The following is a 25,346-nucleotide window of genomic DNA, read 5'->3' as shown; positions in this document are numbered from 1 at the left end:
AAAGTGAGATATATGATGGTTCTAAAAGCTGAGTTACACGCACATCTGGAAGGAACAACTTCTCCGGATCTTGTCAAACGTCTGGCACAGCGTAATTTAATGGACCTGCCTGATGGCCTTTTTAATGCCGAGGGAAATTACTGCTGGACGACATTTCTTGAATTCCTGAAAGCTTATGATCTTGCAAGTGCTGTGATCAAAACGCCTTTGGATTACAGGGATGTCACTTACGAATATCTCAAACAATGTGCTTATGAAGATGCCATTTACGTAGAGGTAATGTCCTCTCCCGATCACGCGGCTATGGCTGGTATGGGGTATCAGGATCATTTGGATGGTATCATTGCCGGCATAGAGGATGCTGAAAGAGATTTTGGTATCACTGGACGTATTATTGTTACCTGTGTGCGGCATCTTGGACCAGAACAGGCGGTTCATGTTGCCAAACAGACAGCTGCGATTCCACACCCCTTTGTTGTTGGTTTCGGCATGGGCGGCGATGAAAATGCCCATCATCCTTCTGATTTTTCAAAAGCATTTCATATAGCCCACGGCGCCGGGTTATCATGTAACGTGCACGCCGGAGAAATGGCCGGACCAGAGAGCATTATTGCAGCACTTGATCACCTGCCGGTTAAACGTATTGGACACTGCGTGAGATCAATTGAAAACCCCGATCTTATATCTCGCCTAATTGACGAAGACATAACCCTCGAAGTATGTCCTGGAAGCAATATTGCTCTTGAAGTTTATCCTGATTTTGACGCCCACCCCTTCCTGAAATTACGCGATGCCGGTTGTAAAGTAACCCTGAGTTCTGATGATCCGCCATTCTTCCACACTTCTATAGGAAATGAATACACTATTGCATCGCAAGAATTTAACCTAAGCGATCAGGATTTAGTCGAGATCACAAAGTGTTCTATAGAAAATGCTTTTGCTGACCAAGCGATCATAGACAAATTGCTGGCACGGCTATAGTTATGTCACACACTCTTAATTTCTGTATCTGATGTATTTATGGCCAAACTTTACTTTTACTATTCATCAATGAATGCTGGGAAATCCACCGTTCTCTTGCAATCCAGCTATAACTATCAAGAACGCGGTATGGATACACTATTGTTCACAGCTGCTTTGGATGACCGTTATGGCAAGGGAAAGATCTCGTCGCGAATTGGTTTACAGGCTGAAGCATTAATTTATAGAAAAGAAGACAATCTGTTACAAATGGCCCAAGACGAAATCAAGCATAGGAAAGTTAATTGCGTTTTTGTTGATGAAGCCCAATTTCTGTCAAAAGCGCAAGTGTACCAAATCAGTGAAATTGTCGATGAGTTAAATATTCCCGTGCTGGCCTATGGCCTGAGGACAGATTTCCAAGGTAATCTGTTTGAAGGCAGTCAACAGCTTCTGGCCTGGGCGGATGTCCTTCATGAACTCAAAACCATTTGTCATTGCGGAAGCAAGGCAACGATGGTCATGCGCGTGGATGAAAACGGCACTCCGATCCAGGAAGGATCACAAGTGGAAATTGGCGGAAATGACCGCTATGTTCCTGTTTGTCGCAAGCATTTTAAATTAGAGGTGTTGAGAAGGTCTTCATAATTACTTGTTCTGTTCAGGTATAATTAACATCTATCTCATATCCTGACACCGCTCACCCGATAAGATAAGCTCTCATTTCATAAGAAGAGACTAGTTCGCGTTTGGTACAAGGTCAGGATAAGCAGGTATGAGTACAGGCATACAAAGCTCTCTTCATAATTTTGGGCGTGCAACGTCCTTTCTGTATATTTCTATAATCGTTCTTTTATTCGGTGGCTTTATTACAGCCGTTTACAAGCTTGAGAACTATGCCATAACGCAACAAGAAAAATCTTTTAATGATCAACAACTTCTCCAAACTCAAATCACTCAAAGAGCCCTGCAAAACGCCATAGATAACATTCAACGTTTTGCTGTCAATTTAGCAAGTAATGATAAAAAGTCCTCATTTACCGGGGCTCTTGACAAAGACAATATAAAAAAAGATCTGGCCAAATCGATGGCTTTTAACCCTGCAATTATCGGCGTTTATTTTTACGATAAAGATCAGGTCCAACAGTTTTCAAGTGTTGAAAAATCAACCAGCCAACCTGTTTTGGAAACCAGCTTAGACGAATGGATTTCCCAAAACTGGATTGCCCTTAATTCATCAGAAATTGACTTGATTGTCCCCTCATTTCATGTGAAAGGAAGAAACACAATTTTTTGCCATTCTTGTACCCCTTCGAAACGAGAAAGGCTTTCAGGGAAGTCTGGTCACAGCTGTTGATTTGAATTTTTTATCTAAAAAATACATTGCACCATTACGATCCGGTCAACATGGCGCGGGGTATATGATAAATGAAAACGGTGTCATTCTCTACGATCATGAAACAGAAATTATTGGTCGAAATATTTATGATGGCATGCATAAAGGGAAACCGGGACTCCAACGGGTTGACCAACGTCTTTTGTCTGAAAACAGTGGACAGGATGAATATCGTTTTTCAGTTACACGTGCAGATGAAAATAAGCTCTTTCGGAAGTTAATCGCATGGGACACTGCTTTTATCGATAATAAAAAATTTATTATTGCTCTTTCAGCACCAGACAGCGAAATCGTTGGTCCAATTCAGGGGTTGCGCCAACAGGGTATATTCCTTGCTATTTTTCTCTCTCTGGGTTTGGTCGCCGTAACTATCCTCTTTTATCGCAATACAAACAAAACACTTGTTCAGACAACTCGCAAATTGGAAGAGGAAGTCGAGGCTAGAACTGCATCTTTAAACCAGATAGAGCGAAGCTTTCGTGATACAGTTGAAAATGCTGGCATTGGATTTTATCGGGTAACACCGGACGGTAAATTTTTAATGGCCAACCCTTATCTTGTGCGAATGAATAATTGTAAAAGCGAAGAAGAACTCATTCAAACCGTGCAGAGTAACGAAGAAAATTTGTATATTGAAAAAGATCGGCGTAGAGAATTTATACGCCTGATTGATGAAAACGGTTTTGTTGAAGGCTTTATCTCACAGATTAAAACTCATAATCATTTTGAGAAAAGGTGGATAAGTGAAACCGCCAGAGCCATAAAAGATGACAACGGAAATATCCTATTCTATGAAGGAACAGCACAGGATGTAACTCACCTGATGCAATTAAAAGATGCGCATAAAAAAAGCGAAGCAAACCTAAAAGCGCACATCACCGCAATGCCTGATCTTGGGATGATTTTTTCATTGGATGGTGAAATCATCAATATCTATGGCGATCAGGACCTCTTGAGTTTTGATAAAGCTAAGATGTTAGAGAAATCATTGCACCAGATTATGCCTGAACATCAGGCCAATGAATGGCTTTCCTTTATCCATAATACAGTTCAATCCGGACACGTTCAAACCAAAGAATATCGACTGAACATCAAATCTGAACCAAAGGTGTTTGAAGCCCGCAGTGCGTTGATTAAAGATCTAGAAAATGCTCCTGACCGCGTAGTGATCCTAGTTCGAGACATCACCCAACACTATCGAGACAAGCAGAAAATGTTATCCGCAATGGAAAATGCCGACATTGCAAACAGATCCAAATCAGAGTTCCTCGCCAATATGAGCCATGAATTAAGGACACCCCTCAATGCCATTCTTGGCTATTCTGACATTATGCAACAAAGCCTTTTTGGCCCGATAGAAAACTCGAAATATCAGGAATATATAACTGATATCCACGCCAGTGGCCGACATTTGCTGGATATCATCAATGATATTCTGGACCTGTCAAAAATTGAGGCTGGCAGCTATAGTTTGGAAGAAGAAATCATAAATTTCCCTGTTCTGCTGGAAGAAACAGACCGTATTATAGGTGGATCGGGACATGCAAAAAACATTGAATATTTAAAAGGGCACATTGATAATTTATCGCTTCGGATCGACGTAAGGGCGGTAAAACAGATCCTGATCAATATTCTGTCTAACGCCTTTAAATTCACCCCGGATGGCGGTTCCGTAACCTTGTCAACCTCTACGACAAATTTTGGATTTGATATAATAGTGGAAGACACTGGCATTGGTATGGATCAGGCTGATTTACCCCGTATTCTGGAGCCTTTTGTCCGCATAGGAACATCATTGACAACAGAAGCATCGGGCACAGGAATAGGCCTGTCCTTAACCAAAAAGCTTATTGAATTTCATCAAGGCACGTTGAATATTGAAAGCACCTTGGGCCAAGGCACAAAAGTAACGGTTTCACTGCCAAAAGAACGATTTGTTCAATAGTGGTTGATGTCAGCGACCCTGTATCGTCACCAAGTCCTGCTTCTCTATACCTAATGCCTTGAGCTTTACCAACAATGCGAACAGTTTTCCCGCATCTGTTTTTTCATCTGCCCGTATCGTAAAGCTATTGCCTGTAAGAAGGATATTCTGTTTCTCGATCTCAATGACCTTTAGAAACTCAGTCTGGCCAAATATTTGCCCCAGATAATGGATCTGAAAATTTCGAGAGATAGAAACGTTAGCCAAATCGCCATGCATCTCTGCTTCAATAGAAGATTGAGGTAAAATAATTGCAGCATGTTCTTTTGGCTGTATCCGTCCCGCGACCATAAAGAAAATCAGCATCAAAAAAACAATATTGATCAAGGGTAGCATTGTTTCAACAACAGGCTCGTTCTCTGATCTTTTCAAAGGAACACGCATTTTTTATTCCTTTGCCCCAGTTAGATCCTGACGATTATCTTGAATTTGATCAGAACTGGGCATCAGGACAGTGTCGTTCAGTCCACTCAACGCCAAGGCGTCCACCGTTCCGATAATGTCCTGCAGCTTTGTTCCTGCCCTGGGCGTAAGCGCCACAACAGGCAAAACATCGCCCTGCCCTTGCCCATGAATTATACTGCCTATCTCGTTACAATCATGAAAAGCTTCATCCAGATAACACCCTCCATTGGAACCAACGGTAATTCTAACAACAGGTCGCTCAGATATACTCCCTTTGCCACCTGTTGCTGGCTTTAGAGATAACAACCTCGGCATATCAAAAGATGTCGCCACCATAAAAAAGATCAATAAAATAAAAACAACATCAATTAACGGCGTTAGGCCAATATGCGCTGTACTGCTTCCCTGTCTCTTCACCTGCATTGTTTATTCCGCAGCTTTAGGGGTGATCAGGCTTTGGTTAATCTCTTCTGTCCTATTGAGATACAGATGCTCGGTAAGGTCGTTTACTTTTTCCACAACCGCAGTCAGTTGCTTGTGAGCCGCAGATTTTAAAAGCGCGTGAAGCACCATAGCTGGCATAGCAACAACCAAGCCCAAAGCAGTTGTCAGCAATGCTTCCCAAATGCCCCCCGACAAAAGGCTGGGATCAACATTATTTCCTGCACTTTCCAATGCCTGAAAAGCCGAGATCATGCCAATGACGGTGCCGAGCAACCCCAGAAGCGGACTTAAAGCTGCAATCAAGGCAATAATACTCAAACCACTTTCCAGATTGGTCAGAAGTTTATCACCGAGCTTTTGCGCCTCATCGTCCCAGTGTTGTTCTTCATCTCTGTTGATGGCCAAACCTTTGTTAAGCGCGGCATAAAAGAGCTTTTGGCTCCAGACAGTACCACCATCGGCAAGTGATTTTGCTTCCAGTACTTTGCCGCTACGCACCAAATCCAGCGCTTTGAATAACCCTTTTTGGCAAGAGAACCTAAGCCATAAATATTGTAAAATCTTGGAAAGAGAAATTGTTAAAGTAAGAAAAGACAATCCCACAAGGCAATAGCCGACAACACCTGCTTTTTCGAGCATTTCATAGGTTTGCAGCACAGTCAGATCCTCTAGAAGAAATTATATGATAATGATTATCAATCTTATTTACTTCTTGAGGCGTAAAATCAAGTAAAAACTGGCAAATGAATCCTTATTGCTTAAACCTATAGATCAAAGACGATTGTTACCTCATAGCTGTTTTAGCTTCATTTTTGCTCAAGACTCAGAGACAGACAGGTAGATAAACAGCTATAAATGATAAGATTTCGAGAAGCGATCAACCAAAGTACCATCCTTTAGCGGCACGGCTTTTGTCGTTTTATAGGTGGTAAAGCCCATCTTTTCATAATACCGAAGCCCGCTGCTATTATCAGCACGAATTGTTGCGTTAATCGTGGAAAAACCTTCACCCACCAAATACTGACAACTTACAGAAAATAACGCTTTTCCTACACCATAGACACGGGGGTGCACTCTGGCAAAGGTGCCAATATCAGCCCAATCACCGGGAAGTTCAGAATGTCTTCCCAGAACCTGAAATCCTGTGATCGCCCCCTCATCGTCTTCGCTGACATGACAGCAAATACAATGATCTCCGGTTAGGAAGTAATGTTTGAACTGATCAACGTTCAAGCTTTCTTCCATCGCTGTCGTGCCACCGATTTCAATGATTTCATTCAAAAGACCACAGAGCTCTTCCGCATCATCTTCTCGCGCAAATCTGACTTTAATGCTCACTCCATTCCCCCTTTTAAAATCATTACCTATGACAGGCTCTATGCTATAAGGAACCTTCCTCGATTTACATATTAATTTCTTTCAGAAAACGCCTCACTTAAGCATCACGCCAGAATCTCTCCCTCAAATTATCCAGAGAAGACATGAAGAACACAGACGAAACAGCCCACAATTTCCTGAAACTTTATCAAGCACATCAAAGCTGGAGCGAAGAAACCTTTGGCACAGAAAAAGGCCCCATCGGCCCTCTCCGCCACTTGATCGACGAAGCACAGGAAGCCATCGACTGCCCGGATGATATCACCGAATATGTGGACTGCCTGTTCTTGGTTACAGACGCCGCAAGGCGTGCCGGGTTTAGTCTTGATGACCTGATTTCAGCAGGATTTGATAAGCTGGAAGTACTTAAAGGCAGGAGTTACAAAAGAACACCCGAAGGCGAACCGTCTTATCATGAGAATTAAAAAGGAATCTCATCAGAATCAGATGGTAAATCCTGTTCATCATCTAACACTATTCTTCTTGGTGGAATTAGAGCCGTATGGGTCTCTGTTATAGGTAATTGTTGCTTATCATCTTCAACCTCTTTTGCCTCTCCAACAGCTTGAAGGATATTTGTCGTCAATTTGCTCGCTACATCATAAGATGCCCACAAGGCACCTGGAGCAGATAGAATGACAAAAGCAAGTTTTGTAACAGCTACAATCGATAATTTTTGCGCTTCTAATTCCCTTTCAAATTTCTTTAATTTCTCATGCAAACTAGCGCGTTTTTCTTCTGAAAATTCTGAATTATCAATAGCTATCTTTAACCCATTAATGTAGCTCTTTATTTTGTCTTTCACTATTGGCTCGATATAAACAGAATCTCTTTTCTTTTTCCTACTGTTTCCGATTAAAAGCTGGGCCATATAATGATCTAGATCTGCTTGATATTGACGGTAACTAAGTGAACTAGCGCCCCTATCATCAACCCTTGGAACATCTATGTTTTCGAAAGGTTTAATCTTATAATTTTTTGCAAAGGCTATGGTTACATTCATAAATCCATGTTGAGCAGATTCAATTAAATGCCATTCATGTTCTTCATCAATTGTTTTTGTATATTGGTTTAACCTTTTTTGAGCATGATGTATAAATTCTATAAACGCTAATTCTGGATCGTCAGGTAACGCATCTATCTCATCTTGAGTTATAAATTCAAAAATATTCATCTAGAAAAAATGCCAACCTTGATCATCAAATACCCTATGGTCATAACTAATTTAATATCGTAACACTCTTATTAAAGCAACTTTTACGGGAATTTTAGTATAAAAATTTGGCATATAAAGCACCACATTATAATTTAATCAGGTGGATCAAGAGTTAAGATATAGCTCCCCAGGTTATCAGATATATTGGGTTCTAATCCGCGTGGAATCAAACCAACTTTGAAAATCAACTGTCGCGGCCATAGATCTGACTTTGTAAATCGCCCGATTAACTCATCAAGATTGATGCCCTGAAAAACCACTCTGTGATCATCAGGAGCATTGGTTTCTATTTCGCGGTACAGGATACCGGGGAACTCAACTTTCGAACTTTCCAGAAGCTCTAAATCCGAGATCCCCTCTCTCGCTGACCAATCTGTTTTCCCCACGACAGGAATAATATTCAGAATAACAGCAGCGGCTAGATTTCCCTGAAAATCAACCACCACATCTACCTTTGCGGGTGCCGCATCATTATGCAGATTATATTTTGTTAGTTTTGGATAAGCACCAAGCCGCGCCACATCAGGGTGATCCAATGCGATGGCATAATGAACCGCTACCTCTTTAACCCGCACACCTTCATCTGCGAAAGCAGCTGGAACGTATGTCAGATGCAGCAATAAAGCCCATTTCAGCGCACACTTTAAGTTCATTGGTAAATCCTGATGCCCTTAATTTTCTTCTGTTTTGAACCCATCATATAATCACTCACTATTATGTCGTACTTATCTTGGAATTGGTTCTTGAAAAGATCTTAAAACCTACCCGCCTCTTGAGGCGAAGCTTCTTTTATTCTCTCCAGCGTAATCACAGGCTTTCTTGCAAAGCTCACCCAACTTGCCATTCAAAACTGTAAACATTCGGATAGAGGCTTTAACCGAATGGCTTGCTACGCATGAACACATGACTCTACTCACAAATAAAGAGAAGCTAAAGGGCAAGACAGTATCTACTGACACTTTCCAGAAAAGCATGCGAGCAGCTTTAAAAGAGGCGGGTCTGAAAGGCACCCTTCACGGCTTGCGCTATACAACTGCCACACGGGCTTATGAACTGACTTAAAGGTTGGGAGTTAGTAAGCTTGATTACAGCGCGCTAAAACCGCAATTGAGCACTTGAATACCATCCGTCGTAACTTTAAAGATCAATGAAGAGTGGGAACCCTTACAAAAATCAGTGGGAACCCCTGCAAAACGAAAAACCCCTAACACTCATTTTCATAAAGAGTATCAGGGGTTTATATGGCGCGTCCGGCAGGATTCGAACCTGCGACCTACTGATTAGAAGTCAGTTGCTCTATCCAGCTGAGCTACGGACGCTTTATTCTTTTGTCAGGTGATTAGTGTGTCCAGCGACCGAGGCGGTTGTTACTGAAATTATCGCCGTATCCTTTGGGCTTCAATTTCCGTTCCTTTGGCTCTTCAACGCTGTACATAACACCTTGACGTTGTGCATATGCGATCGCTTCTTCTTTACTATCGAACCACATACGAAGCTGTCCGCGCGTATCACGAGAAGATGTCCAGCCCATAAGCGGTTCAATCTCGCGCGCTGCGTCAGGTTCATATTCAACCAGCCAGCGTTTGGTGTTTGCACGACCAGACTGCATTGCATTTTTCGGCGGCTGATAAATACGAACTTGCATGTTTACCTCTAGTATCAGGTCTTCAAGAAACCAGCGATATAATTTTAGTGGTCGGGGAGAGAGGATTCGAACCTCCGACCCTCTGGTCCCAAACCAGATGCGCTACCAGGCTGCGCTACTCCCCGTATCCACGGTCATCGTATAAGACAGAGTAACACGCAAGGCAACAGTCTTTTTTTAAATCATTGTAATTTTCGCCTTAAAAGAGACAATGCGCTGAATAACTTAAGAAAGTCTTTAACCCCGTTCTGATAAACAAGGCGGCTAAACGATATTGCGCGGCCCCCAAAATTCCCCTAAGACCTCTCCTTTATCGACCACCATAGAGATAGCAGGCTATAACAGGTAACCTATGACAGACAATTCCCTCGGATCAGATCTCTGGATCATGGCGCAGGTCAGACAGTCCAACCAGAATGGAATCCCGGCTATGGTCATCCACAAAGGCGATCCGGATCGCGGGAGTTTGCTGTTAAAGATCAATCTTCTGGGACCCGGCTGTCAGGTGTTGAGCCAAACGCGCGATATTGACGGAAATTTGGCCTGGCTTGCCGCGAACAAGGGCGGGCTTATGGATGACTATGCTGCCCACGAATATGTAGAACGCGCCGTCAAACGCGACCCTGACCTTTGGGTGGTAGAGTTCGAAGACAGAAACGGCGTAAATCCCTTTGGCGGAGAAATTCTCTAACACCGGAAGTTTACGCCATCTTTTTAATTCGAGCTCACAGGACAGAGCACCTGATTTGTAATCAGGGGGCGCAGATAACGGAAATCCCCTACCGCTCTCTGGTGGCCGTAAAGTTGAGCTTGGGGTTATCTTCCTGAATACGGCCCATATCCCAGTGGTTACGTGCCATATATACCGGGCATCCGTCTCTGTCGTCTGCCAGAGAGCCTTTGTTGCGATCCAGGAAGTGTTTCATCGCGGCGGCATCGTCTGATGTCACCCAACGGGCTGTCACAAAGGGTGCAGGTTCAAAACCAACATTAATACCGTATTCCTGCTCGATACGAGACAACAGGACTTCCAACTGAAGCTGTCCGACAACCCCAACAATATAGCTGGCGCCGATGATCGGGCGAAATACCTGTGTCACGCCCTCTTCCGCCAAACTCTCCAAAGCCTTGGAAAGATGTTTTGCTTTGAGTGGATCATCAAGACGCACCCGTTGCAGGATTTCCGGTGCAAAGCTTGGAATACCCGAGAAGCGTATGTTTTCGCCCTCTGTCATGCTATCCCCCACCCGAAGGGTTCCGTGATTGGGAATACCGATAATATCCCCCGGCCATGCCTCTTCGGCCAGTTCTCTGTTCTGGGCAAAGAACATGATCGGGTTATGGATGCTCATGGATTTACCCGTACCGATCTGGTGTAGTTTCATGCCACGCTTGAACTTACCGGAACAGATACGCATAAAGGCAATACGGTCCCGGTGTTTCGGGTCCATGTTCGCCTGTACCTTAAAGACAAAGCCGGTAACCTTGCTATCAGAAGGTTCAATCGCTTTTGGTTCTGCGGGCTGCGTCGTTGGCGCCGGGGCAAACTGTAAGACAGCATCCAAGAGCTGTTTCACACCAAAGCTTTTCAAGGCCGATCCAAAATATACAGGCGTCAAATGCCCCTCGCGGTAGCTTTCCAAATCAAAAGCAGGATAACCATCCATCGCCAGATCAGCTTCTTCCAAGAGCGTATCGTACTGATCGCCAGGAATAAGATTTGGTAGCTCGTCACCAAGAAGTTCAGCTTTTATTGGTGTGCCATAGCTATCTTCCCCGGTGAAGGGAATCATTTCTTCGCGGACAAGATCATAACAGCCTTTGAAAGTACCACCGCCGCCAACAGGCCAAACCATCGGCACTGTATCCAGAGCCAGTGCTTCGGCAACTTCATCCAGAATTTCGAAAACCTCGCGGCCTTCGCGGTCCATCTTGTTGACGAAGGTAATAATTGGAATATCGCGAAGGCGACAAACTTCGAAAAGCTTGCGCGTTTGCGCCTCAATACCCTTGGCGGCATCAATCACCATGATCGCAGAATCAACCGCAGTCAGTGTGCGGTAGGTATCTTCACTGAAATCTTCGTGGCCCGGCGTATCCAACAGGTTAAAGGTTGCCCCTTCGTATTCAAAGGTCATAACCGAAGTTGTAACCGAAATACCGCGCGCCTGTTCAATCTTCATCCAGTCAGAATGTGCACGTCTGTTTTCGCCCTTGGCCTTCACCTGCCCCGCCATGCGAATAGCACCACCCAACAACAGTAATTTCTCTGTCAGTGTCGTTTTACCCGCATCGGGGTGCGAAATAATAGCAAATGTGCGGCGGGCTTCGGCCTGTTTGGCAATTTCAGAAGTCATGATTTCTTGTTTCTGCTAATATGTACACAGCTATGTACACATTTGTAGGAAGTCCCATAGTGCACATACTCAAATCTGGGGAGACAATCTCTTTTTATAACTATAACGTCAAGTTAGAAGCCAATAATTTAAAAGCTCCATGAAAGATGTATTTCTCTAAAAGTAATTTTTTACATGATCGCACTTAGGCTATTTTTTAATTGAAGAAAATTTAAAAATTGATATTTAATACTCTGATTACTTAGAAAATCCAAACATCTAAAAACCTACATCCTTTAAAAAATGAATTCTACTGAAGGGAAAATCTGTTGGGTAAACGTGGTATTACTTGGGGTATTGATCAATATCACCTTAACAAAATTTGGAAAAAATACCGCAATCTGACAATGATTTCTAAAAAACAGTACTTAGATAATTTAGCTCTGGTAAAATATTACGTAAATAAAAACCACTTAGAAAGATACAGCATCATCGAATGCGGGACGTGGCAGGGTGGTTTATCATTTGGTCTAATTGATGTTTGCCCGAATAATAGTGATTTTGTTTTTTTTGACTCATTTGAAGGCCTACCAGAAGCTACCGAATTGGATGGGGGAACCGCAATTCGTTTACAAAAAGAAAACGAATTGTGGCACAATAATAATACAGCCTCCTATGATTTGTTTATGTCTGATTTAGACAAATTTGGTTTAAGTAAAAGGGGGGTTACAGTTCATAAAGGATGGTTTGAAGATACTTTACCTAAGTTTGACAAAAAAAAACAAATTGGCGTTTTGAGACTTGATGGTGATTGGTATGAATCTACGTATTCTATACTAGATAATTTATACGATCAGGTTGTTGAGGGAGGACTTATCCTAATTGATGATTATCATGATTGGCAGGGCTGCTCTTTAGCCGTTCACGATTATCTTGCAACAAAAAAGAAAACAGATGTGATTTGTCAATCTTACCCAAGTAACGTTGCTTATATACTGAAAAAAAGTAATGAGTAAGCTTTTCCATTTCTTAATATTAGACGTAAATATAAGATAATATTAAGAGACAAGCATAGATACTCGAACGTTTTTCTATCCTAATTTCAAGCTCAAAGCAAAGCCTTACATTCAAATTATATTTGATATTTCTTGGAGATGAATGTCTAAGAAATATCACAATTTTGTGTATAACATTACCAAACAATCAAGCTAACCATCTGATATTAATATATATCGTTAAATTTGGGCTCCTCCCCCAATATTCAACTTCTAGTCGAAATTTGGGTGTTTAATTGAAATTTAAGATACATGGCGCAATATATTAAGCAGAGCAGGTGCTCGCTCTAAATGGCACCCTGAAAGGAGGCCCCTATGTTAAAGTACATCACTCTCGCTGTGATCGCTTTTACGGGTTTCGCTACGACATTACCGGCTTATGCGCAAAATCAGTGTGATAAGCGCGATAGCATTCTTGAAATGCTTTCTGATCGGTATAGTGAAAAAACTCAAGCTGTTGGCGTTACCAACAAAGGCGGTTTAATCGAAGTTCTCACCAATAAAGATGGTGCGACCTGGACCATTATTGTAACCACACCCCATGGTATCAGTTGTCTGGTTGCGGCTGGTGAAGGCTGGAAACAACTGGAAAAAGCAGCTTTAGAACCAAAGGTTTAGTAAACGACTGCGTTTAAGTTTTGAATATTGCACTATTTCTGCAAAAAACGATGCTGTGCAATATCCCCTACTTTAATGCCAAGCTTGAATGCTGTTCCGGCATTAAGTTCCAATACCCCAATCACATCCTGATCTGAAGAGATGGTTTTTGTTGAATGCGGGGTTGTATTCTCTTTTATATAAACGATCTTACCTTCAGAATTTAAAAACAACATATCCAACGGGATATAGGTATTTTTCATCCACATCATGATATTGTTCGGCTTTTCGTAAACAAACAACATGCCTGCGTTTGTTGCCATGTTTTTCCGATACATAAGCCCTTGAGAACGTTCTTCATTGCTTGAGGCGATTTCAATATCGAATTTATGCGCTTTTCCTGTCGCAGAAAAAATAGTCAGCGTGTCTTTTTCAAACACAATCTGTGCATTGCCTATGTTCATAAACGTAAAAAACAGAGCAAATACAAAACCAATATTTTTTAGATGTTTTCTTAGAAGGGGCATTGAGATTTAGTCGTTCCTGTTTTTCTATATTGGTGTTTTGATTAATATCAGATCAGGAGTATCACCTAAAACCAATCAACATCACTGTTCTCTCGAACGCTAATCTGTGCACCGCCTTTAAACAACCGCAAAATATCTCGGTGACATTACTTTGACTTTAAAGCAGAAAGATCTTGTCTTTACCACAACATCCTATGTTAATATTTATTTGAAATATCAATCTGTTGTCGCCAGAGAAATCGATAAGGGAAAAACCGATGAGTCACAAGAGCATCCTTGTTCACTTAGCCAATGACGATGAACACAAAACACGTCTGGATGTCGCTTTGCGACTTGCCAAGAAAAACGACGCTCATATATCGGCTCTTTTCATCACAACGCCCATCGGTATGCCCGTTGAGGTTTATGGGCGCGGCGCTTCGGTTCAATATCTTTTGGATGCAACAAAATCTGCTGAAAACCGGGCAGATGAACTTGAAAAAGAGTTCAAAGATATCTGCCACCGAGAAAATATCTCTCATAACTGGCTAGTCGAAGAAGGTGATCACATCAGCCTGTTGGCCGATCATGCACATGCTGCTGATATCATTATCGTTAGTCAGCCAACCTTTGAGCATTTTGAAGATCGTTTCAGAACACGCCTTGTCGAAGAGATTACTCTTCTCAGTGGCCTCCCCTGCCTCATGATTCCACAAGGATATGATGCATCAAAAGAAGTTGGCAAACGCATTATGGTTGCCTGGAAAGGAACCCGCGAAGCGTTACGAGCCGTCCGGGATAATATGAGTTCATTGCAAAAGGCTGACAAAGTCTTCCTTTTAACAATTCAGCCAGAAACAGAAGATGCGCTTTCTCTAAGTGAAGTGAACAATTATTTAAAACGACATGGAATTGAAGCTGAAACCGTAAAGATCGCACAAACAGAAACGTCAATCGGCCAAACCATTCACGACGCAGCGGCGACACAATCCTGTGATGTTATCGTCTGTGGTGCTTATGGACATAGTCGTCTGAGAGAAATGCTTCTGGGTGGCGTTACCAAACATCTGGTAAAAGAGGCAACAATCCCGGTTATCATGTCCCACTAAATCTACTGTTTGAAAATCACCCAATAATAAAAAACGCTCTTGAAATCGAACCTGAAATCGAGAGTGTTTTTTTATTGATCGAGATATATGCTCTAGATAAAGAACATAAAGGTCAGCAAAACAAAGCACGGGATAAGTACAGCGCCAGACCAGAGCATATACCCAAAGAAGCTTGGCATTGGTACACCGCTTTCTTCAGCAATAGAGCGGACCATAAAGTTTGGTGCATTGCCCACATAGGTATTTGCGCCCATAAAGACGGCACCAGCTGAAATCGCCAGCAAGGTATTTGAAAGCTCCCCGGTAAGGGTCGCTACATCGCTTCCCGTTGTATTAAAAAACACGAGGTACGTCGGCGCATTATCCAGGAAGCTTGAAAGAATACCTGTGGCCCAGAAATACATGTAGTTAACTGGCTCACCCTCTGGTGTACTAACTGATTCAACAATGACACCCAGAGCGCCAGATGTGCCTGCTTTTAAAATGGCAATCGCTGGAATAATGGTAATGAAGATACCGATAAAAAGCTTCCCAACTTCGAGAATAGGAAACCAGTTAAAGCCATTGTCTTTCCGGCTTTGATCATTTGTAAGTTTTAAAGACAAGTAGGCGAGCATCAGGAGAATTACATCACGGACAATATTTTGAAGTTCAACATGTACGTAATAAATATCAAAAGAAATACCCGGTTTCCAAACGCCAGACATTAGAACTGCCGCGACAACACCAACCAATAACAAGAGGTTAATTTTCCCGTCCAACGCAAAAGAAACATCATCAGTAGACTCTTCTGCCTCGGGCGCAGTAGTAATCGGCCCTTCCCTGTTATACAAAAAGCTATCCAGTGCAAAATACAGCAATAACAGAACAATAGACAAGAACAGCATTGGCAAAAACATGTGAACTGTTGGCCAGAAAAAATCGACGCCCTTTAGAAAGCCCAGGAAAAGTGGAGGATCGCCAAGCGGCGTTAATGAACCACCAATATTTGCAACCAGGAAAATAAAGAACACAACAGTATGTGTTTTGTGCTTTCGATGTTCCATGGCACGAATTAAAGGACGGATGAGCAGCATAGCCGCCCCTGTCGTTCCCATGAAACTTGCCAACGCCGTACCGATTAGCAAGATAATCGTATTCAAAATCGGAGTGCCTGTTAACTTCCCGCGCACTCGAACACCGCCCGCGACGGTAAACAAACTGAAGAGTAGGATAATGAATGGAAAGTATTCTAATAATCCAACGTGCAGAGTTTCATAAAGCGCAAGCTCATACCCGAAGAAAATAGTGAAAGGAATTAAAAAACTAACCGCCCAGAAACCTGAAACTTTTCCAAAATTCTTATGCCAGAAATGAGGTGCAACAAGAGGAAATATCGCTATAGAAAGCAACATACAGGCAAAGGGGATAACCCAAATCAAACCAAGATCTTTCCCCTCCAAATGGGGGGCACCTGCACCAGCAGCAAGTGCAACAGTTGGAAACAAACCCATAAGAACCATGAAAAGGCCAGATGCAGTAATTTTACTGAACCAAGGTTTAAATTCCATTTTATCCCCTACCTGTATTTATTTTGTACTTTAGAAACTCAGCGCATTGTATTTTTATAGTGACCATTTTTTAAAGACATTGCACCTTAAAAACAAGCTTTGGATCATGTTTTCAATTATTAAATAGACAGAAGTGAAAGCATCAAAATCACAAAAGAATATAGTACAATGAAGTGGATTTAGATTAAATTCAGCCCGATTTTTGCTGGACATGTAAAGCATTGAGTTTGCTTACCTCTCAAAAAAATTGTTGCGACAAACCTGCCTCTTATGATTAATCCTGTGATCTAATAACTAATATTTGAAAGCACCGCGATGACTAAACCAACAAACATACCTGAGATTCAACAACGTCTTGAAGCTTTGAGCCAAGAACTCATCGTGCTTATTCAAGAGTACCAGCTAGATGCTCAGGACCCTTTGGATGTTATCCCTGTCGCACGTCAGAAGGTCTCTGATAAAGATGATTACATCAGATTTTTAGAATTATCTCTCGAAGGACGCTTGTTGGGCGAAGCTGCACAACATCTTGAGTCCTCTTCATCAGAACAATAAATATGCAACACATACAGTAACCATTATTTTGAATAAAATATAAATTATTCTTAGGAAATAATTCTTCCCCACAAAGAAATTTGATTAGCACTTCACTTAAACTGAATGAGATAAGTTCATTAATAGATAACTGATTTATGATCACTATTTAGTTACAAATTTCCATCAAGTTAAATATCCATTGAAAAAATATCGAATTTTATTTTATACTAATAGTTTATTGATTGGTATTCACAGGCGAATACTTGGGGGTGTAAAAAGCGGTATAGTAGAAATACCATCGCAACCATCAAGGTTAAGCATGAGAAATAAAAAATCACTTCCAAAAAGAATTACGGGTGTACCCAATGCAGTTGATGTACACGTCGGACAAAGATTAAGGCTACGACGTACCCTGCTTGGTTTAAGCCAGGAGAAACTCGGCGAGGCACTTGGCTTGACATTTCAACAAGTACAAAAATATGAACGTGGCACCAATCGTATTGGCGCTAGCCGCCTCTATGATCTGGCCCGCGTACTGGATATTGATGTCGGCTATTTCTTTGATGAAATGACTGATGAGGTTTCCCATCGTTCCCCTGGACAAATCAGAGGCATGGCAGAAGAAGGCCAGGAGCTTCCTTTTCAAAAAGATCCAATGGCCAGGCGGGAAACACTGGAACTTGTCAGAGCTTACTATAAAATTGAAGAAACAACAGTTCGCAAACGGCTTTTAGAAATGGCAAAGACACTTGGCAAAGTCACCAGCGACCAACCTGATTCTTCGGAATAATTTCAAGATACATCAACTTGATTTTTGATTTATCAACTACAGCAAAGGCGCAAACATTTGTCTGCGCCTTTGTGTGGTGAAATTAGCTATACAATTTTTATCGTGAAAAACTTAAATGTTTCTAGCCTTACTTTTAAGATATTCGTCAAAATAAAAATATAAACTTACTGAGCCATAACCTGAAAAGCCGTCAACCACCCATATGAAAGCACGAACAAGAAAAAACCGAAACTACCAAACGCCACTAAACTGCTTAGTAAAAAATCCAACATTTTTGTTTCGTCTTGCATATCAGGCTCCTTAGCTTAGACATCATAAGAACAATATGTGAACATTTATGCTTTAAGATCATCACCCTGTCAAGAACAAAAAGAGAACAAAAATATAAAATAAGAACAAAATTCTACAAAACCATTTACAATCAATGTATTACAGAGTTGCTCATTTCGTTCTTTTGGGCAAACATTCGGGAACTTCCAACAACGGCACATAACGCACAAGACTATCCGGGCTTATACTTTCCAAACGCTTTTTGTTATCGTGAAGAAGTTGATGAAATAGTTTTTCATCCGCATCATACTTCCGATTTCTGATGTCTTTTTTCATCTGAGTAACATGAGTTCCGAGCACAACTGTACTTTCGATCTCTTTGTCTGCAAGTGATGACACAATCCAATCAATACGTTGAATAGCCTTTAATTCATCATCTGACACGGTCGTGCTATTTTGTGCGCAGGCATATTTCAATTCTTGTGCCTGTTTATGTAATATCTCAGCGTATTTGTGCACAGGCATTCTCCCGCCCCTCGAAACTCGTCCAACTGGCTGGTGATGTGAGTTCTAACAACACCTGTTCGATTTCCGGTGGACGAACAAGGCCAGTAAGTCCTAACTCCAAATCCTTTTCACCACCGATGAAGTTTCTATCCCCTTGCTGAATGGCAATAACAAGCCAACTTAGAAGCGACATTACCTCCCAAAAAAGCACCCGGTCATTGTCAACTCTTTTGCTTGATACAGAACTATAGCCCTTGTAGAAACTCGTTCTGGTGGAGACCCCGCCTGCTGGTGTAGCTTCCATGCCGTATCGCCAGCACTTTGCACAAAACCACCCCAAATCACTATAAGGGTCCCCCCAGCCGGAAAATTCCCAATCCAACAAGCCAGACAAACCATCTGATGTCACAAGATAGTTTGCAGTTCTAAAATCACCATGTATCAGGGTTACAGCAGACGGCGTCATACCTTCCAATCGGGATAAACACCACCGCATAGCCCATTCAGATGGTAGATTGGCTTCACCCCGGTCATCAAAAAACTCTTGATAGGATTTTATCTTTTGTTGAACAAAATCTTTGGAAGATAAGCTTTTAACACTATGAGTCTCATCAGGTTTAATCGTATGGATTTTTGCCAGTTCGACGCCCAGTTCATAACCCAGCGTTTCACCAATATTTAATTGACGTATTTGGTCAAAATCAGTCGTGCCAGGTAAATATTCCAAAAGAATAAAAGGTTTCCCGATGATACTCACATCCTCACAAAGATATAAAGGCTCAGGCACTTTCACGCCTGCCTGCCAAGCCATTGACAGGAAATTGAATTCTTGTTTTTTTGATAAACTTCCCGGGATTTTTGTCTTGGCATCAGTTCGCAAAACAATGGAAAATTCTTCACCGTCATCAGATCGAAGATCCATTTTCCAGTTTTCCTGAATGGCCCCTCCGGACATTGTGAACAGCTTTTCAATGTGAAGTCCTTGACGTCCAAGTACCTTGCTCACAAATTGAGCGAGTGTCGCGTTTGTTTTTGTATTGCCGGGGGCCAGAAGCACGGCTTGTCCTTTTATTACGATGTAAGTGTTCCTATATCCGAAGTAACTCATAACAAATAGATCCAGCCCAACAAAGTCAGAAACAGACCGAAATTTTTCAAAACACGCTATAAGGCCAATACCGCAATGACCAAAACACCTATTGAAATCGATGTATACTCCGACCCAATTTGTCCTTGGTGTTACATTGGTTATAAACGCTTTCAAAAAGCCAAAGAGTTACGCCCGGATTTTGACGTCAAAATTCGCTGGCTATCTTTTCAGTTAAACCCCGATATGCCGACAGAAGGAATGGATCGCCAAACTTATCTGGATACAAAATTCGGAGGTCGCGCCAACGCAACACAGTTTTACAGCCAGATCGCAGCAGCCGGAAAGTTTGAAGGGATTGATTTCAAGTTTGATGACATCCAAAAAACACCAAACACTGTCGAAGCCCACCGTCTTTCTCTTCTCGCAGCGTCACAAGGCAAACAGGATGAACTTATGGAACGCCTGTTCGAAAGCTACTTTCTGGAAGGCAAAAACATTGGTGAACGTGACGTGCTTACAAAGATCGCAGCTGAAGCCGGTCTTGAAGGGGCTGAAGAATATCTGGACAGTGCCCAAGGGCACGAAGATGTTTTATACACAGATCAAAATGCACGTAATCTCGGTTTGACAGGTGTTCCCTGTTTTATCGTCAATCGGCAACACATCCTTCCCGGCGCCCAAAGCCCGGATACCTTGGCACAAATGCTGGACATCGGCCACCAGCAGTTAGTCGAAAAGAGTTAAAGAGTAAACTTAGAACTTAGTGCCATAAGGTATGTACATCGCCAATCCGGGAATGAACCAAAGTAGAGCCGCGGTCCCTAACATAATCAGGACAAAGGGCCAGACACCTTGAATAACTTCAGACAGTTTGGCTTTTCCAACGGCCTGAACAACAAAAAGGTTCATGCCCACTGGAGGGGTAATTAAGGCACATTCGATCATGATCACAAAGAGAATACCAAACCAGATCGGGTGTATTCCCATTGGGGCTAATGACTCAAATAAAACGGGCATCATGATCAGCAGCATGCTCAATGATTCCAGAAACAACCCCATGACCAGCAAGACAACACAAATCACCAAGGTGAAAAGCCATGGTTCGGAAAAAGCGGTTGCCACAAAGGTCGTAATGTCTTGTGGAATTTGATAAATCGTAATGGACTTTCCAAACAAGGCAGCTGCAGCAACAATCAGGAGAACCGTTACGGTTGTTTTCATGGCAGCCATTGTTGCCGCGTGAATGTCTGCGAAAGTATTCTTTCGTTTGCCGAGCACAATCGCCAAAGATAAAAAGAACCCAACGCCTGCGGCTTCACTTGGCGTAAAAAGCCCTCCATAAATGCCACCAACCACAACAAAAGCAATCAAACCTACGGGAAGAGCAGCTATGGTCGCAGAAAAGCGTTCTTCTTTTGTCGCCTTTTCAGATCTGACATAATTTTTGTTAAAGCGGGCAAAACAAAAACTGTAAAGAATAAACATCCCGGCAAGGAAGATACCTGGACCAATGCCTGCTAAAAACAGCTTTGGTATAGAGGCCTCAGTTATAACCCCATAAATGATCATGGGAATTGACGGTGGAATAAGAATGCCAAGTGTTCCCCCGGCAGCAACCAACCCAAGAACAAAAAACTTGGGATATCCTCTTTTCGTCATTTCAACGATAACGACAGTCCCGACAGTGGCCGCCGTTGCGACGGAAGATCCCGAAATTGCAGCAAAAAGAGCGCAGGTAAGAACAGTAGCAATGGCTAATCCTCCGGGCCAGTGCCCAACCCAGGATTGAACCGCTCGAAACAAGTCAGAACCAACGCCACCAACAAGCAGGATATGAGACATCAAAAGGAAAAGAGGCACAGCCAATAGCTCAAAGCTATCTACACCAGAAATCATAAACTGGCTGACCATGATCATTGGCAAGCCTTTGAGCCATAAAAGAATAACCCCAAGGGATACCATTGCGATAGCAACAGGAACCCTTAGTAATAAAAGGCCAATAAGGGAAAGAAGTATAAGGATGGTTTCCATAATATGGCCCTAATTCACCTGATCTAATTCGCTCAACGTTTCTTCTGTCCCGGTACAGGTCTTGTAAAACTCTGATAAACACTGGAGGAAAAGAAGACTCAAGCCGATGGGCAGCGATATTTGAATCACCCACATAGGGACCGCCAAAACACTATCTGTTGTCGCGGAATTTTTAAGGGAATAACCAATATCTTTGAAGCTGTTTACAGTAGCAACAATGCAAAATAGTGCCGTTAGAATAATAGCAAAAAGATCCAAAACCTTACGCAGCGTACTATTTATATTGTCACCAATGATATCAACGATGATAAGGCTCCTTTTTTGCAGTGCAAAAGCAATTCCTAGATACACACACCAGATTTGCGCGATTTGAGAAAACTCTTCCGACCATTTTGTCGGCATTCCCAATTTGCGCATGACAACTTCGTAGGTAATAAAGAAACCAATCAGGAAAAAGAGCCAGGCAGCTACAACACCTGCTGATCCAGACATATTATCTATCGTTTTTGAGAACCGGCGCAAAAAGTTCATAGGATTACAAAATCAGTTTCATTAAAGAGCACATGTCATCCATGAGGGCTAAAAAATTTAGCCCTCACATATTAATGATATCAGTAATTGATGTTAGAGCTTACCAGCCGCATCAACAATTGCCTGACCATCTGCCCCTGCGCGTTCAACATAAGCCTCGACAACAGAAGACGTCGCTTTTTTCCATTTCGCACGTTGTTCATCTGTTAGTTCAATAATGTTGATTTTGTCAGCCAGATATTTGCGAGCTTCAGCTTCTTTGTTAGCAATAGAAGTTCGTAGCTCCTGTTCTACACGCTTTCCAGCCTTCGTGATAATTGCCTGTTCTTCTTCAGACAAGCCATTCCAGACATCATTGTTAATAACAACAATGAATTCAATGTCGGCATGATTGGTCAGTGTTAAGTGATCCATGACCTCATATAGCTTTCTAGACTGAACAGCTGTTATACCAGTCATGCCAGCATCAACCGTCCCATTTTGGTAAGCCAGGAACTGTTTGGAACCAGACATGATCGTCGGGGCCGCATCAAGAGCTTCAATTGTATCCGAAATCGTAGCGCCAAATGATCGTATTTTTTTGCCCCTGGCATCCTCGGGAACAACAATAGGCTTGTCCCCTTTTGTCAGAATAATCGCACCACCAAATGCCTGATACCACAAGGGTTTTGCACCTGTTTTTTCGATTGCCGGATCTAGTATTTTACGAATTGAGCTTCCGGGGGCAGCGGCGGCGGCCACTTTATCACTGCTATCAAATAAAAACGGTACGTAAAAAGCATCAACGGCCGGGACTGTTCCCACAAAACGCGTCAATGAAGCAATACCCATTTCAATAGCTCCAGAGGCAACAGCTTGTGGAACTTCCTTGTCTTTAAATAACTGTGCAGAAGGAAATATTTCTATTTTCAAATCGCCGTTAGACTCTTTTTCAACTTCTTCTTTAAAGCTGGAAATATTCTGTCCTAGTGGATGTTTCAAAGGAAGTTGCAGTGTTAACCGAAGTGTAGTTTCTGCATGGGCAGTACTTGCTATTGTTGAAAAAACAGCGCCAGCCAATAAACCACATAAAGCTTTTTTCATAAGATTACCCCCTAAGTATTTATTATTTTTTTGATCTTCACGGATTTAGAATTGGACATCCGCAACCATTGTGTGAAGATTATTGAATAATAGAGAATTCAACTTAAATCAATTGATTTGAGAATAAGACGCAATAATAATACTTTAATCAGAGGCAAATTTGTTCATTCCCACACCTCTGTATCTTTAAAATATTTTATAATTTCTGAATAACTTATTGAGAGAAGATTATAACGAAGGGTATTCGAAAATGCAGATAGCAATTATATCAGATATCCATGGAAACCTTCTGGCATTAGAAACCGTTCTTGAAGATATAAAACGACGTAAGCCTGATCTTACGCTTAATCTGGGTGACTGTGTGTCAGGCCCATTTTGGCCTAAAGAAACTTATGATCTTCTCAAGGAACTAAATTTACCAACTGTATGTGGCAATCATGATCGATGGCTCGCTGAACGTAATGTAACAGAAATCAATCCGGGTTATAACTTTGCTTGTGAAATACTGTCAGGGTTTGAAAAGCAGAAACTTGGTAATCTGCCCTCTCGCCTTCATCTGGATGAAGATATCTTTGCATTTCACGGCACACCAGACAGCGACACAAAATATCTACTCGAAGATAAAGTCGACGGACGTCTGGCATTAGCTCGCGGCGAAGATGTACTCAGACGTATCGGTCAAAATCATAAAGCAAGTTTGTATCTTTGTGGTCATAGTCATTTGGCACATATCGCAATGGGACCAAACAGAAGTACCATTATAAATCCCGGCAGCGTTGGATGCCCGAGATATACGGATACAGAAAATCCCTTGGAAGCCGAGAATGGTATAGCGCTCGCTCATTATGCCGTTGCAACAAAAACACAGCATCGCTGGTCTGTAGAACTTATCGCTTTAGACTACGATTGGTCAAAAGTTGCCCAACAAGCTGAACTCAACGGCTATCCCCGCTGGGCAAAAATTTTTGGTTAACGCCTCTTTTAACGGTCTTACATGAGAAGGCTAGAAAATGAATACAAAATGTCAAAGCTGCGACATACCCTTTACCAAGGACTCATCAAATCGAGGAACCGAAGAAAATGGCGATCTCAATAACAGCTATTGTTCTTATTGCTACGAAAACGGTGCTTTCTTACAGCCAGATTTCACAGCAACCCAGATGCAAAATCACTGCATTACTCAATTAAAGAAAAAAGGAGTCCCCCGGTTTCTTGGATGGCTTTTCACACGCGGTATTCCAAAGCTGGATCGTTGGAAATCATGACCGATAGTATTCTATCACAAATGTCTCATTCACTGGGGCGAAAGGATGAAGAACCCAACATCATCTTAGCTCATAAATTAGTGCGAGAAAAAGATATCGAAAGCATTGACCTTGTTGCAGGCATATTAAAAACAGGCCGTGGCCCAGCACAGAAAGATGCAATTAAAATTCTCTACGAAATCGGAGGGGACGCCCCTGATTTACTCGTCCCTTACACGGAATTTTTTTTGAAAAAGATGCAGAGTAATAATAATCGGATGGTATGGGGAGCTCTTGCTGCTCTTGCTGAAATAAGTAAAGTTGAAGAGAAAACAATTGGAGCAAATCTTGATGCTATATTGTCTGCAGCAGATGCCGGGTCTGTAATTGCTAAGGACAAAGCAATAGAGATTTTGATACAGCTAACAAACAGACCAACGTTCGAACAAATTGCAAGCAATCATCTGATTTCCAAATTAAAAACCGCAACAATTAACCAACTACCTATGTATGCAGAACGCATTCACAATTGCTTAAGTGGCGAGTTCCTAGCAGCATTTAAAACAGTCGTTTTCTCACGCTTGGATGAAAACATGTCTGACAGTAAACGCCGTAGACTTAAGAAAGTACTTGAGAAATTGTCCTAGTTTCAACACCCAGATATTCTATTTTAATTTGATCTC

The 25,346-nt window shown here is 42.0% G+C and carries 32 protein-coding genes and 2 tRNA genes; 16 read left to right on the top strand and 18 right to left on the bottom strand.

The window, feature by feature from the left end; all coding sequences use genetic code 11:
* The first annotated feature begins 12 nt into the window (after positions 1-12).
* From D9A03_RS07305 to D9A03_RS07290, 4 genes are all read left to right on the top strand, one after another.
* Positions 13-981 (top strand): adenosine deaminase, encoded by a 969-nt coding sequence (locus tag D9A03_RS07305; protein ID WP_254054989.1) that lies wholly within the window; start codon positions 13-15, stop codon positions 979-981.
* Positions 982-1,020: 39 nt separating this feature from the next.
* Positions 1,021-1,608: a thymidine kinase gene (locus D9A03_RS07300; protein WP_120496548.1), complete on the top strand. Its 588-nt coding sequence runs from the start codon at positions 1,021-1,023 to the stop codon at positions 1,606-1,608.
* Positions 1,609-1,735: 127 nt separating this feature from the next.
* Positions 1,736-2,317 carry a hypothetical protein gene (locus D9A03_RS07295; protein WP_120496547.1) on the top strand — a complete coding sequence of 194 codons (582 nt, stop codon included), beginning with the start codon at positions 1,736-1,738 and terminating at the stop codon, positions 2,315-2,317.
* A gap of 64 nt (positions 2,318-2,381) precedes the next feature.
* On the top strand, positions 2,382-4,301 hold the full coding sequence (locus D9A03_RS07290; RefSeq protein WP_162938019.1) for a PAS domain-containing sensor histidine kinase: 1,920 nt from the start codon (positions 2,382-2,384) through the stop codon (positions 4,299-4,301).
* 9 nt (positions 4,302-4,310) lie between these two features.
* Here D9A03_RS07290 and D9A03_RS07285 read toward each other — a convergent pair whose 3' ends face one another.
* The 4 genes from D9A03_RS07285 to D9A03_RS07270 all read right to left on the bottom strand — a co-directional run bounded on the left by D9A03_RS07285 (position 4,311) and on the right by D9A03_RS07270 (position 6,527).
* Positions 4,311-4,724, bottom strand: coding sequence for a biopolymer transporter ExbD (locus D9A03_RS07285; protein ID WP_120496545.1), 414 nt, complete (start codon positions 4,722-4,724; stop codon positions 4,311-4,313).
* 3 nt (positions 4,725-4,727) lie between these two features.
* Positions 4,728-5,168: a biopolymer transporter ExbD gene (locus D9A03_RS07280; RefSeq protein ID WP_120496544.1), complete on the bottom strand. Its 441-nt coding sequence runs from the start codon at positions 5,166-5,168 to the stop codon at positions 4,728-4,730.
* A 3-nt stretch (positions 5,169-5,171) separates the two neighbouring features.
* Complete coding sequence (locus D9A03_RS07275; RefSeq protein ID WP_120496543.1) at positions 5,172-5,846, bottom strand: MotA/TolQ/ExbB proton channel family protein; 675 nt, start codon at positions 5,844-5,846, stop codon at positions 5,172-5,174.
* A 192-nt stretch (positions 5,847-6,038) separates the two neighbouring features.
* On the bottom strand, positions 6,039-6,527 hold the full coding sequence (locus tag D9A03_RS07270; RefSeq protein WP_216825408.1) for a GNAT family N-acetyltransferase: 489 nt from the start codon (positions 6,525-6,527) through the stop codon (positions 6,039-6,041).
* A 143-nt stretch (positions 6,528-6,670) separates the two neighbouring features.
* Between D9A03_RS07270 and D9A03_RS07265 the strand changes: the two genes are divergently transcribed.
* Positions 6,671-6,991, top strand: a complete 321-nt coding sequence (locus D9A03_RS07265; protein ID WP_120496542.1) for a dATP/dGTP pyrophosphohydrolase domain-containing protein — start codon at positions 6,671-6,673, stop codon at positions 6,989-6,991.
* Here the strand turns inward: D9A03_RS07265 and D9A03_RS07260 are convergent.
* Together D9A03_RS07260 and D9A03_RS07255 are read right to left on the bottom strand one after the other, a co-directional pair.
* Positions 6,988-7,740, bottom strand: a complete 753-nt coding sequence (locus D9A03_RS07260) for a hypothetical protein (RefSeq protein WP_120496541.1) — start codon at positions 7,738-7,740, stop codon at positions 6,988-6,990. The genes D9A03_RS07265 and D9A03_RS07260 overlap by 4 nt on opposite strands.
* A 134-nt stretch (positions 7,741-7,874) precedes the next feature.
* Positions 7,875-8,435 carry a hypothetical protein gene (locus D9A03_RS07255; RefSeq protein ID WP_120496540.1) on the bottom strand — a complete coding sequence of 187 codons (561 nt, stop codon included), beginning with the start codon at positions 8,433-8,435 and terminating at the stop codon, positions 7,875-7,877.
* Positions 8,436-8,619: 184 nt separating this feature from the next.
* On the opposite strand from D9A03_RS07255, the gene D9A03_RS07250 reads away from it, so the two are divergent.
* Positions 8,620-8,844, top strand: coding sequence for a hypothetical protein (locus tag D9A03_RS07250; protein ID WP_162938018.1), 225 nt, complete (start codon positions 8,620-8,622; stop codon positions 8,842-8,844).
* Positions 8,845-9,024: 180 nt separating this feature from the next.
* On the opposite strand, the gene D9A03_RS07245 is transcribed toward D9A03_RS07250, so the two are convergent.
* From D9A03_RS07245 to D9A03_RS07235, 3 genes are all read right to left on the bottom strand, one after another.
* A tRNA-Arg gene (locus tag D9A03_RS07245) sits at positions 9,025-9,101 on the bottom strand.
* A gap of 20 nt (positions 9,102-9,121) precedes the next feature.
* Positions 9,122-9,427, bottom strand: a complete 306-nt coding sequence (locus tag D9A03_RS07240) for an ETC complex I subunit (protein WP_120496538.1) — start codon at positions 9,425-9,427, stop codon at positions 9,122-9,124.
* A 48-nt stretch (positions 9,428-9,475) separates the two neighbouring features.
* A tRNA-Pro gene (locus D9A03_RS07235) sits at positions 9,476-9,552 on the bottom strand.
* A 227-nt stretch (positions 9,553-9,779) separates the two neighbouring features.
* Here D9A03_RS07235 and D9A03_RS07230 point away from each other — a divergent pair.
* Positions 9,780-10,118: a DUF1491 family protein gene (locus D9A03_RS07230; RefSeq protein ID WP_120496537.1), complete on the top strand. Its 339-nt coding sequence runs from the start codon at positions 9,780-9,782 to the stop codon at positions 10,116-10,118.
* 88 nt (positions 10,119-10,206) lie between these two features.
* Here D9A03_RS07230 and D9A03_RS07225 read toward each other — a convergent pair whose 3' ends face one another.
* Positions 10,207-11,784, bottom strand: a complete 1,578-nt coding sequence (locus D9A03_RS07225; protein ID WP_120496536.1) for a peptide chain release factor 3 — start codon at positions 11,782-11,784, stop codon at positions 10,207-10,209.
* 308 nt (positions 11,785-12,092) lie between these two features.
* On the opposite strand from D9A03_RS07225, the gene D9A03_RS07220 reads away from it, so the two are divergent.
* Positions 12,093-12,779: a TylF/MycF/NovP-related O-methyltransferase gene (locus D9A03_RS07220; RefSeq protein ID WP_120496535.1), complete on the top strand. Its 687-nt coding sequence runs from the start codon at positions 12,093-12,095 to the stop codon at positions 12,777-12,779.
* Between the two features lie 354 nt (positions 12,780-13,133).
* Positions 13,134-13,436, top strand: coding sequence for a hypothetical protein (locus D9A03_RS07215; protein WP_120496534.1), 303 nt, complete (start codon positions 13,134-13,136; stop codon positions 13,434-13,436).
* Between the two features lie 32 nt (positions 13,437-13,468).
* Here the strand turns inward: D9A03_RS07215 and D9A03_RS07210 are convergent, their stop codons facing one another.
* Entirely contained in the window at positions 13,469-13,855 is a 387-nt protein-coding gene (locus tag D9A03_RS07210; RefSeq protein WP_254054988.1) for a DUF192 domain-containing protein, read from the bottom strand.
* 344 nt (positions 13,856-14,199) lie between these two features.
* Here D9A03_RS07210 and D9A03_RS07205 point away from each other — a divergent pair, with 344 nt between their 5' ends.
* The gene (locus tag D9A03_RS07205) at positions 14,200-15,030 is read left to right on the top strand and encodes a universal stress protein (RefSeq protein ID WP_120496533.1); all 831 of its coding nucleotides are present in this window, start codon (positions 14,200-14,202) and stop codon (positions 15,028-15,030) included.
* A 92-nt stretch (positions 15,031-15,122) separates the two neighbouring features.
* Here the strand turns inward: D9A03_RS07205 and D9A03_RS07200 are convergent, their stop codons facing one another.
* Positions 15,123-16,580 (bottom strand): sodium:proton antiporter, encoded by a 1,458-nt coding sequence (locus tag D9A03_RS07200; RefSeq protein WP_120496532.1) that lies wholly within the window; start codon positions 16,578-16,580, stop codon positions 15,123-15,125.
* A gap of 315 nt (positions 16,581-16,895) precedes the next feature.
* Between D9A03_RS07200 and D9A03_RS07195 the strand changes: the two genes are divergently transcribed.
* Entirely contained in the window at positions 16,896-17,135 is a 240-nt protein-coding gene (locus D9A03_RS07195; protein ID WP_120496531.1) for a hypothetical protein, read from the top strand.
* 301 nt (positions 17,136-17,436) lie between these two features.
* On the top strand, positions 17,437-17,907 hold the full coding sequence (locus D9A03_RS07190; protein ID WP_120496530.1) for a helix-turn-helix domain-containing protein: 471 nt from the start codon (positions 17,437-17,439) through the stop codon (positions 17,905-17,907).
* Between the two features lie 164 nt (positions 17,908-18,071).
* Here the strand turns inward: D9A03_RS07190 and D9A03_RS20190 are convergent, their stop codons facing one another.
* From D9A03_RS20190 to D9A03_RS07180, 3 genes are all read right to left on the bottom strand, one after another.
* The gene (locus tag D9A03_RS20190; protein WP_255312357.1) at positions 18,072-18,197 is read right to left on the bottom strand and encodes a hypothetical protein; all 126 of its coding nucleotides are present in this window, start codon (positions 18,195-18,197) and stop codon (positions 18,072-18,074) included.
* A 151-nt stretch (positions 18,198-18,348) separates the two neighbouring features.
* The gene (locus tag D9A03_RS07185; RefSeq protein WP_120496529.1) at positions 18,349-18,702 is read right to left on the bottom strand and encodes a hypothetical protein; all 354 of its coding nucleotides are present in this window, start codon (positions 18,700-18,702) and stop codon (positions 18,349-18,351) included.
* Positions 18,680-19,792 (bottom strand): phosphotransferase family protein, encoded by a 1,113-nt coding sequence (locus D9A03_RS07180; RefSeq protein ID WP_120496528.1) that lies wholly within the window; start codon positions 19,790-19,792, stop codon positions 18,680-18,682. The genes D9A03_RS07185 and D9A03_RS07180 overlap by 23 nt, the downstream gene beginning before the upstream one ends.
* Positions 19,793-19,867: 75 nt before the next feature.
* Here D9A03_RS07180 and D9A03_RS07175 point away from each other — a divergent pair, with 75 nt between their 5' ends.
* A complete protein-coding gene (locus D9A03_RS07175; protein WP_120496527.1) occupies positions 19,868-20,518 on the top strand; it encodes a DsbA family oxidoreductase in 651 nt (216 codons plus the stop codon).
* A 9-nt stretch (positions 20,519-20,527) separates the two neighbouring features.
* On the opposite strand, the gene D9A03_RS07170 is transcribed toward D9A03_RS07175, so the two are convergent.
* The 3 genes from D9A03_RS07170 to dctP form a co-directional block, all read right to left on the bottom strand.
* Positions 20,528-21,805: a TRAP transporter large permease gene (locus tag D9A03_RS07170; RefSeq protein WP_120496526.1), complete on the bottom strand. Its 1,278-nt coding sequence runs from the start codon at positions 21,803-21,805 to the stop codon at positions 20,528-20,530.
* 9 nt (positions 21,806-21,814) lie between these two features.
* Positions 21,815-22,297 carry a TRAP transporter small permease gene (locus D9A03_RS07165; RefSeq protein WP_162938016.1) on the bottom strand — a complete coding sequence of 161 codons (483 nt, stop codon included), beginning with the start codon at positions 22,295-22,297 and terminating at the stop codon, positions 21,815-21,817.
* A 132-nt stretch (positions 22,298-22,429) separates the two neighbouring features.
* Positions 22,430-23,419 (bottom strand): TRAP transporter substrate-binding protein DctP, encoded by a 990-nt coding sequence (gene dctP / locus D9A03_RS07160; protein WP_120496524.1) that lies wholly within the window; start codon positions 23,417-23,419, stop codon positions 22,430-22,432.
* Between the two features lie 250 nt (positions 23,420-23,669).
* Between dctP and D9A03_RS07155 the strand changes: the two genes are divergently transcribed.
* Genes D9A03_RS07155 through D9A03_RS07145 form a run of 3 tightly spaced genes read left to right on the top strand, consistent with a single transcriptional unit; the run spans position 23,670 to position 25,310 of the window.
* Positions 23,670-24,392: a metallophosphoesterase gene (locus tag D9A03_RS07155; RefSeq protein ID WP_120496523.1), complete on the top strand. Its 723-nt coding sequence runs from the start codon at positions 23,670-23,672 to the stop codon at positions 24,390-24,392.
* 37 nt (positions 24,393-24,429) lie between these two features.
* Positions 24,430-24,684 (top strand): zinc ribbon domain-containing protein, encoded by a 255-nt coding sequence (locus tag D9A03_RS07150; RefSeq protein WP_120496522.1) that lies wholly within the window; start codon positions 24,430-24,432, stop codon positions 24,682-24,684.
* A complete protein-coding gene (locus tag D9A03_RS07145) occupies positions 24,681-25,310 on the top strand; it encodes a hypothetical protein (RefSeq protein ID WP_120496521.1) in 630 nt (209 codons plus the stop codon). The genes D9A03_RS07150 and D9A03_RS07145 overlap by 4 nt, the downstream gene beginning before the upstream one ends.
* Positions 25,311-25,346: the final 36 nt, after the last annotated feature.

Source organism: Kiloniella sp. EL199 (assembly GCF_900313065.1).
Taxonomy (GTDB): domain Bacteria; phylum Pseudomonadota; class Alphaproteobacteria; order Kiloniellales; family Kiloniellaceae; genus Kiloniella.
This window is presented reverse-complemented; position numbering and strand designations above follow the sequence as displayed.

Excerpts from the sequence above, each read along its gene's own strand:
- D9A03_RS07170 (WP_120496526.1), bottom strand. The coding sequence starts at position 21,805 with ATGGAAACCATCCTTATACTTCTTTCCCTTATTGGCCTTTTATTACTA.
- D9A03_RS07205 (WP_120496533.1), top strand. The coding sequence starts at position 14,200 with ATGAGTCACAAGAGCATCCTTGTTCACTTAGCCAATGACGATGAACAC.
- D9A03_RS07215 (WP_120496534.1), top strand. The coding sequence starts at position 13,134 with ATGTTAAAGTACATCACTCTCGCTGTGATCGCTTTTACGGGTTTCGCT.
- D9A03_RS07265 (WP_120496542.1), top strand. The coding sequence starts at position 6,671 with ATGAAGAACACAGACGAAACAGCCCACAATTTCCTGAAACTTTATCAA.
- D9A03_RS07240 (WP_120496538.1), bottom strand. The coding sequence starts at position 9,427 with ATGCAAGTTCGTATTTATCAGCCGCCGAAAAATGCAATGCAGTCTGGT.
- D9A03_RS07255 (WP_120496540.1), bottom strand. The coding sequence starts at position 8,435 with ATGAACTTAAAGTGTGCGCTGAAATGGGCTTTATTGCTGCATCTGACA.
- D9A03_RS07305 (WP_254054989.1), top strand. The coding sequence starts at position 13 with ATGATGGTTCTAAAAGCTGAGTTACACGCACATCTGGAAGGAACAACT.
- D9A03_RS07165 (WP_162938016.1), bottom strand. The coding sequence starts at position 22,297 with ATGTCTGGATCAGCAGGTGTTGTAGCTGCCTGGCTCTTTTTCCTGATT.
- D9A03_RS07280 (WP_120496544.1), bottom strand. The coding sequence starts at position 5,168 with ATGCAGGTGAAGAGACAGGGAAGCAGTACAGCGCATATTGGCCTAACG.
- D9A03_RS07230 (WP_120496537.1), top strand. The coding sequence starts at position 9,780 with ATGACAGACAATTCCCTCGGATCAGATCTCTGGATCATGGCGCAGGTC.
- D9A03_RS20190 (WP_255312357.1), bottom strand. The coding sequence starts at position 18,197 with ATGCAAGACGAAACAAAAATGTTGGATTTTTTACTAAGCAGTTTAGTG.
- D9A03_RS07285 (WP_120496545.1), bottom strand. The coding sequence starts at position 4,724 with ATGCGTGTTCCTTTGAAAAGATCAGAGAACGAGCCTGTTGTTGAAACA.
- D9A03_RS07185 (WP_120496529.1), bottom strand. The coding sequence starts at position 18,702 with ATGCCTGTGCACAAATACGCTGAGATATTACATAAACAGGCACAAGAA.
- D9A03_RS07300 (WP_120496548.1), top strand. The coding sequence starts at position 1,021 with ATGGCCAAACTTTACTTTTACTATTCATCAATGAATGCTGGGAAATCC.
- D9A03_RS07175 (WP_120496527.1), top strand. The coding sequence starts at position 19,868 with ATGACCAAAACACCTATTGAAATCGATGTATACTCCGACCCAATTTGT.
- D9A03_RS07150 (WP_120496522.1), top strand. The coding sequence starts at position 24,430 with ATGAATACAAAATGTCAAAGCTGCGACATACCCTTTACCAAGGACTCA.
- D9A03_RS07200 (WP_120496532.1), bottom strand. The coding sequence starts at position 16,580 with ATGGAATTTAAACCTTGGTTCAGTAAAATTACTGCATCTGGCCTTTTC.
- D9A03_RS07295 (WP_120496547.1), top strand. The coding sequence starts at position 1,736 with ATGAGTACAGGCATACAAAGCTCTCTTCATAATTTTGGGCGTGCAACG.
- D9A03_RS07290 (WP_162938019.1), top strand. The coding sequence starts at position 2,382 with ATGATAAATGAAAACGGTGTCATTCTCTACGATCATGAAACAGAAATT.
- D9A03_RS07195 (WP_120496531.1), top strand. The coding sequence starts at position 16,896 with ATGACTAAACCAACAAACATACCTGAGATTCAACAACGTCTTGAAGCT.
- D9A03_RS07155 (WP_120496523.1), top strand. The coding sequence starts at position 23,670 with ATGCAGATAGCAATTATATCAGATATCCATGGAAACCTTCTGGCATTA.
- dctP (WP_120496524.1), bottom strand. The coding sequence starts at position 23,419 with ATGAAAAAAGCTTTATGTGGTTTATTGGCTGGCGCTGTTTTTTCAACA.
- D9A03_RS07180 (WP_120496528.1), bottom strand. The coding sequence starts at position 19,792 with ATGAGTTACTTCGGATATAGGAACACTTACATCGTAATAAAAGGACAA.
- D9A03_RS07145 (WP_120496521.1), top strand. The coding sequence starts at position 24,681 with ATGACCGATAGTATTCTATCACAAATGTCTCATTCACTGGGGCGAAAG.
- D9A03_RS07225 (WP_120496536.1), bottom strand. The coding sequence starts at position 11,784 with ATGACTTCTGAAATTGCCAAACAGGCCGAAGCCCGCCGCACATTTGCT.
- D9A03_RS07190 (WP_120496530.1), top strand. The coding sequence starts at position 17,437 with ATGAGAAATAAAAAATCACTTCCAAAAAGAATTACGGGTGTACCCAAT.
- D9A03_RS07260 (WP_120496541.1), bottom strand. The coding sequence starts at position 7,740 with ATGAATATTTTTGAATTTATAACTCAAGATGAGATAGATGCGTTACCT.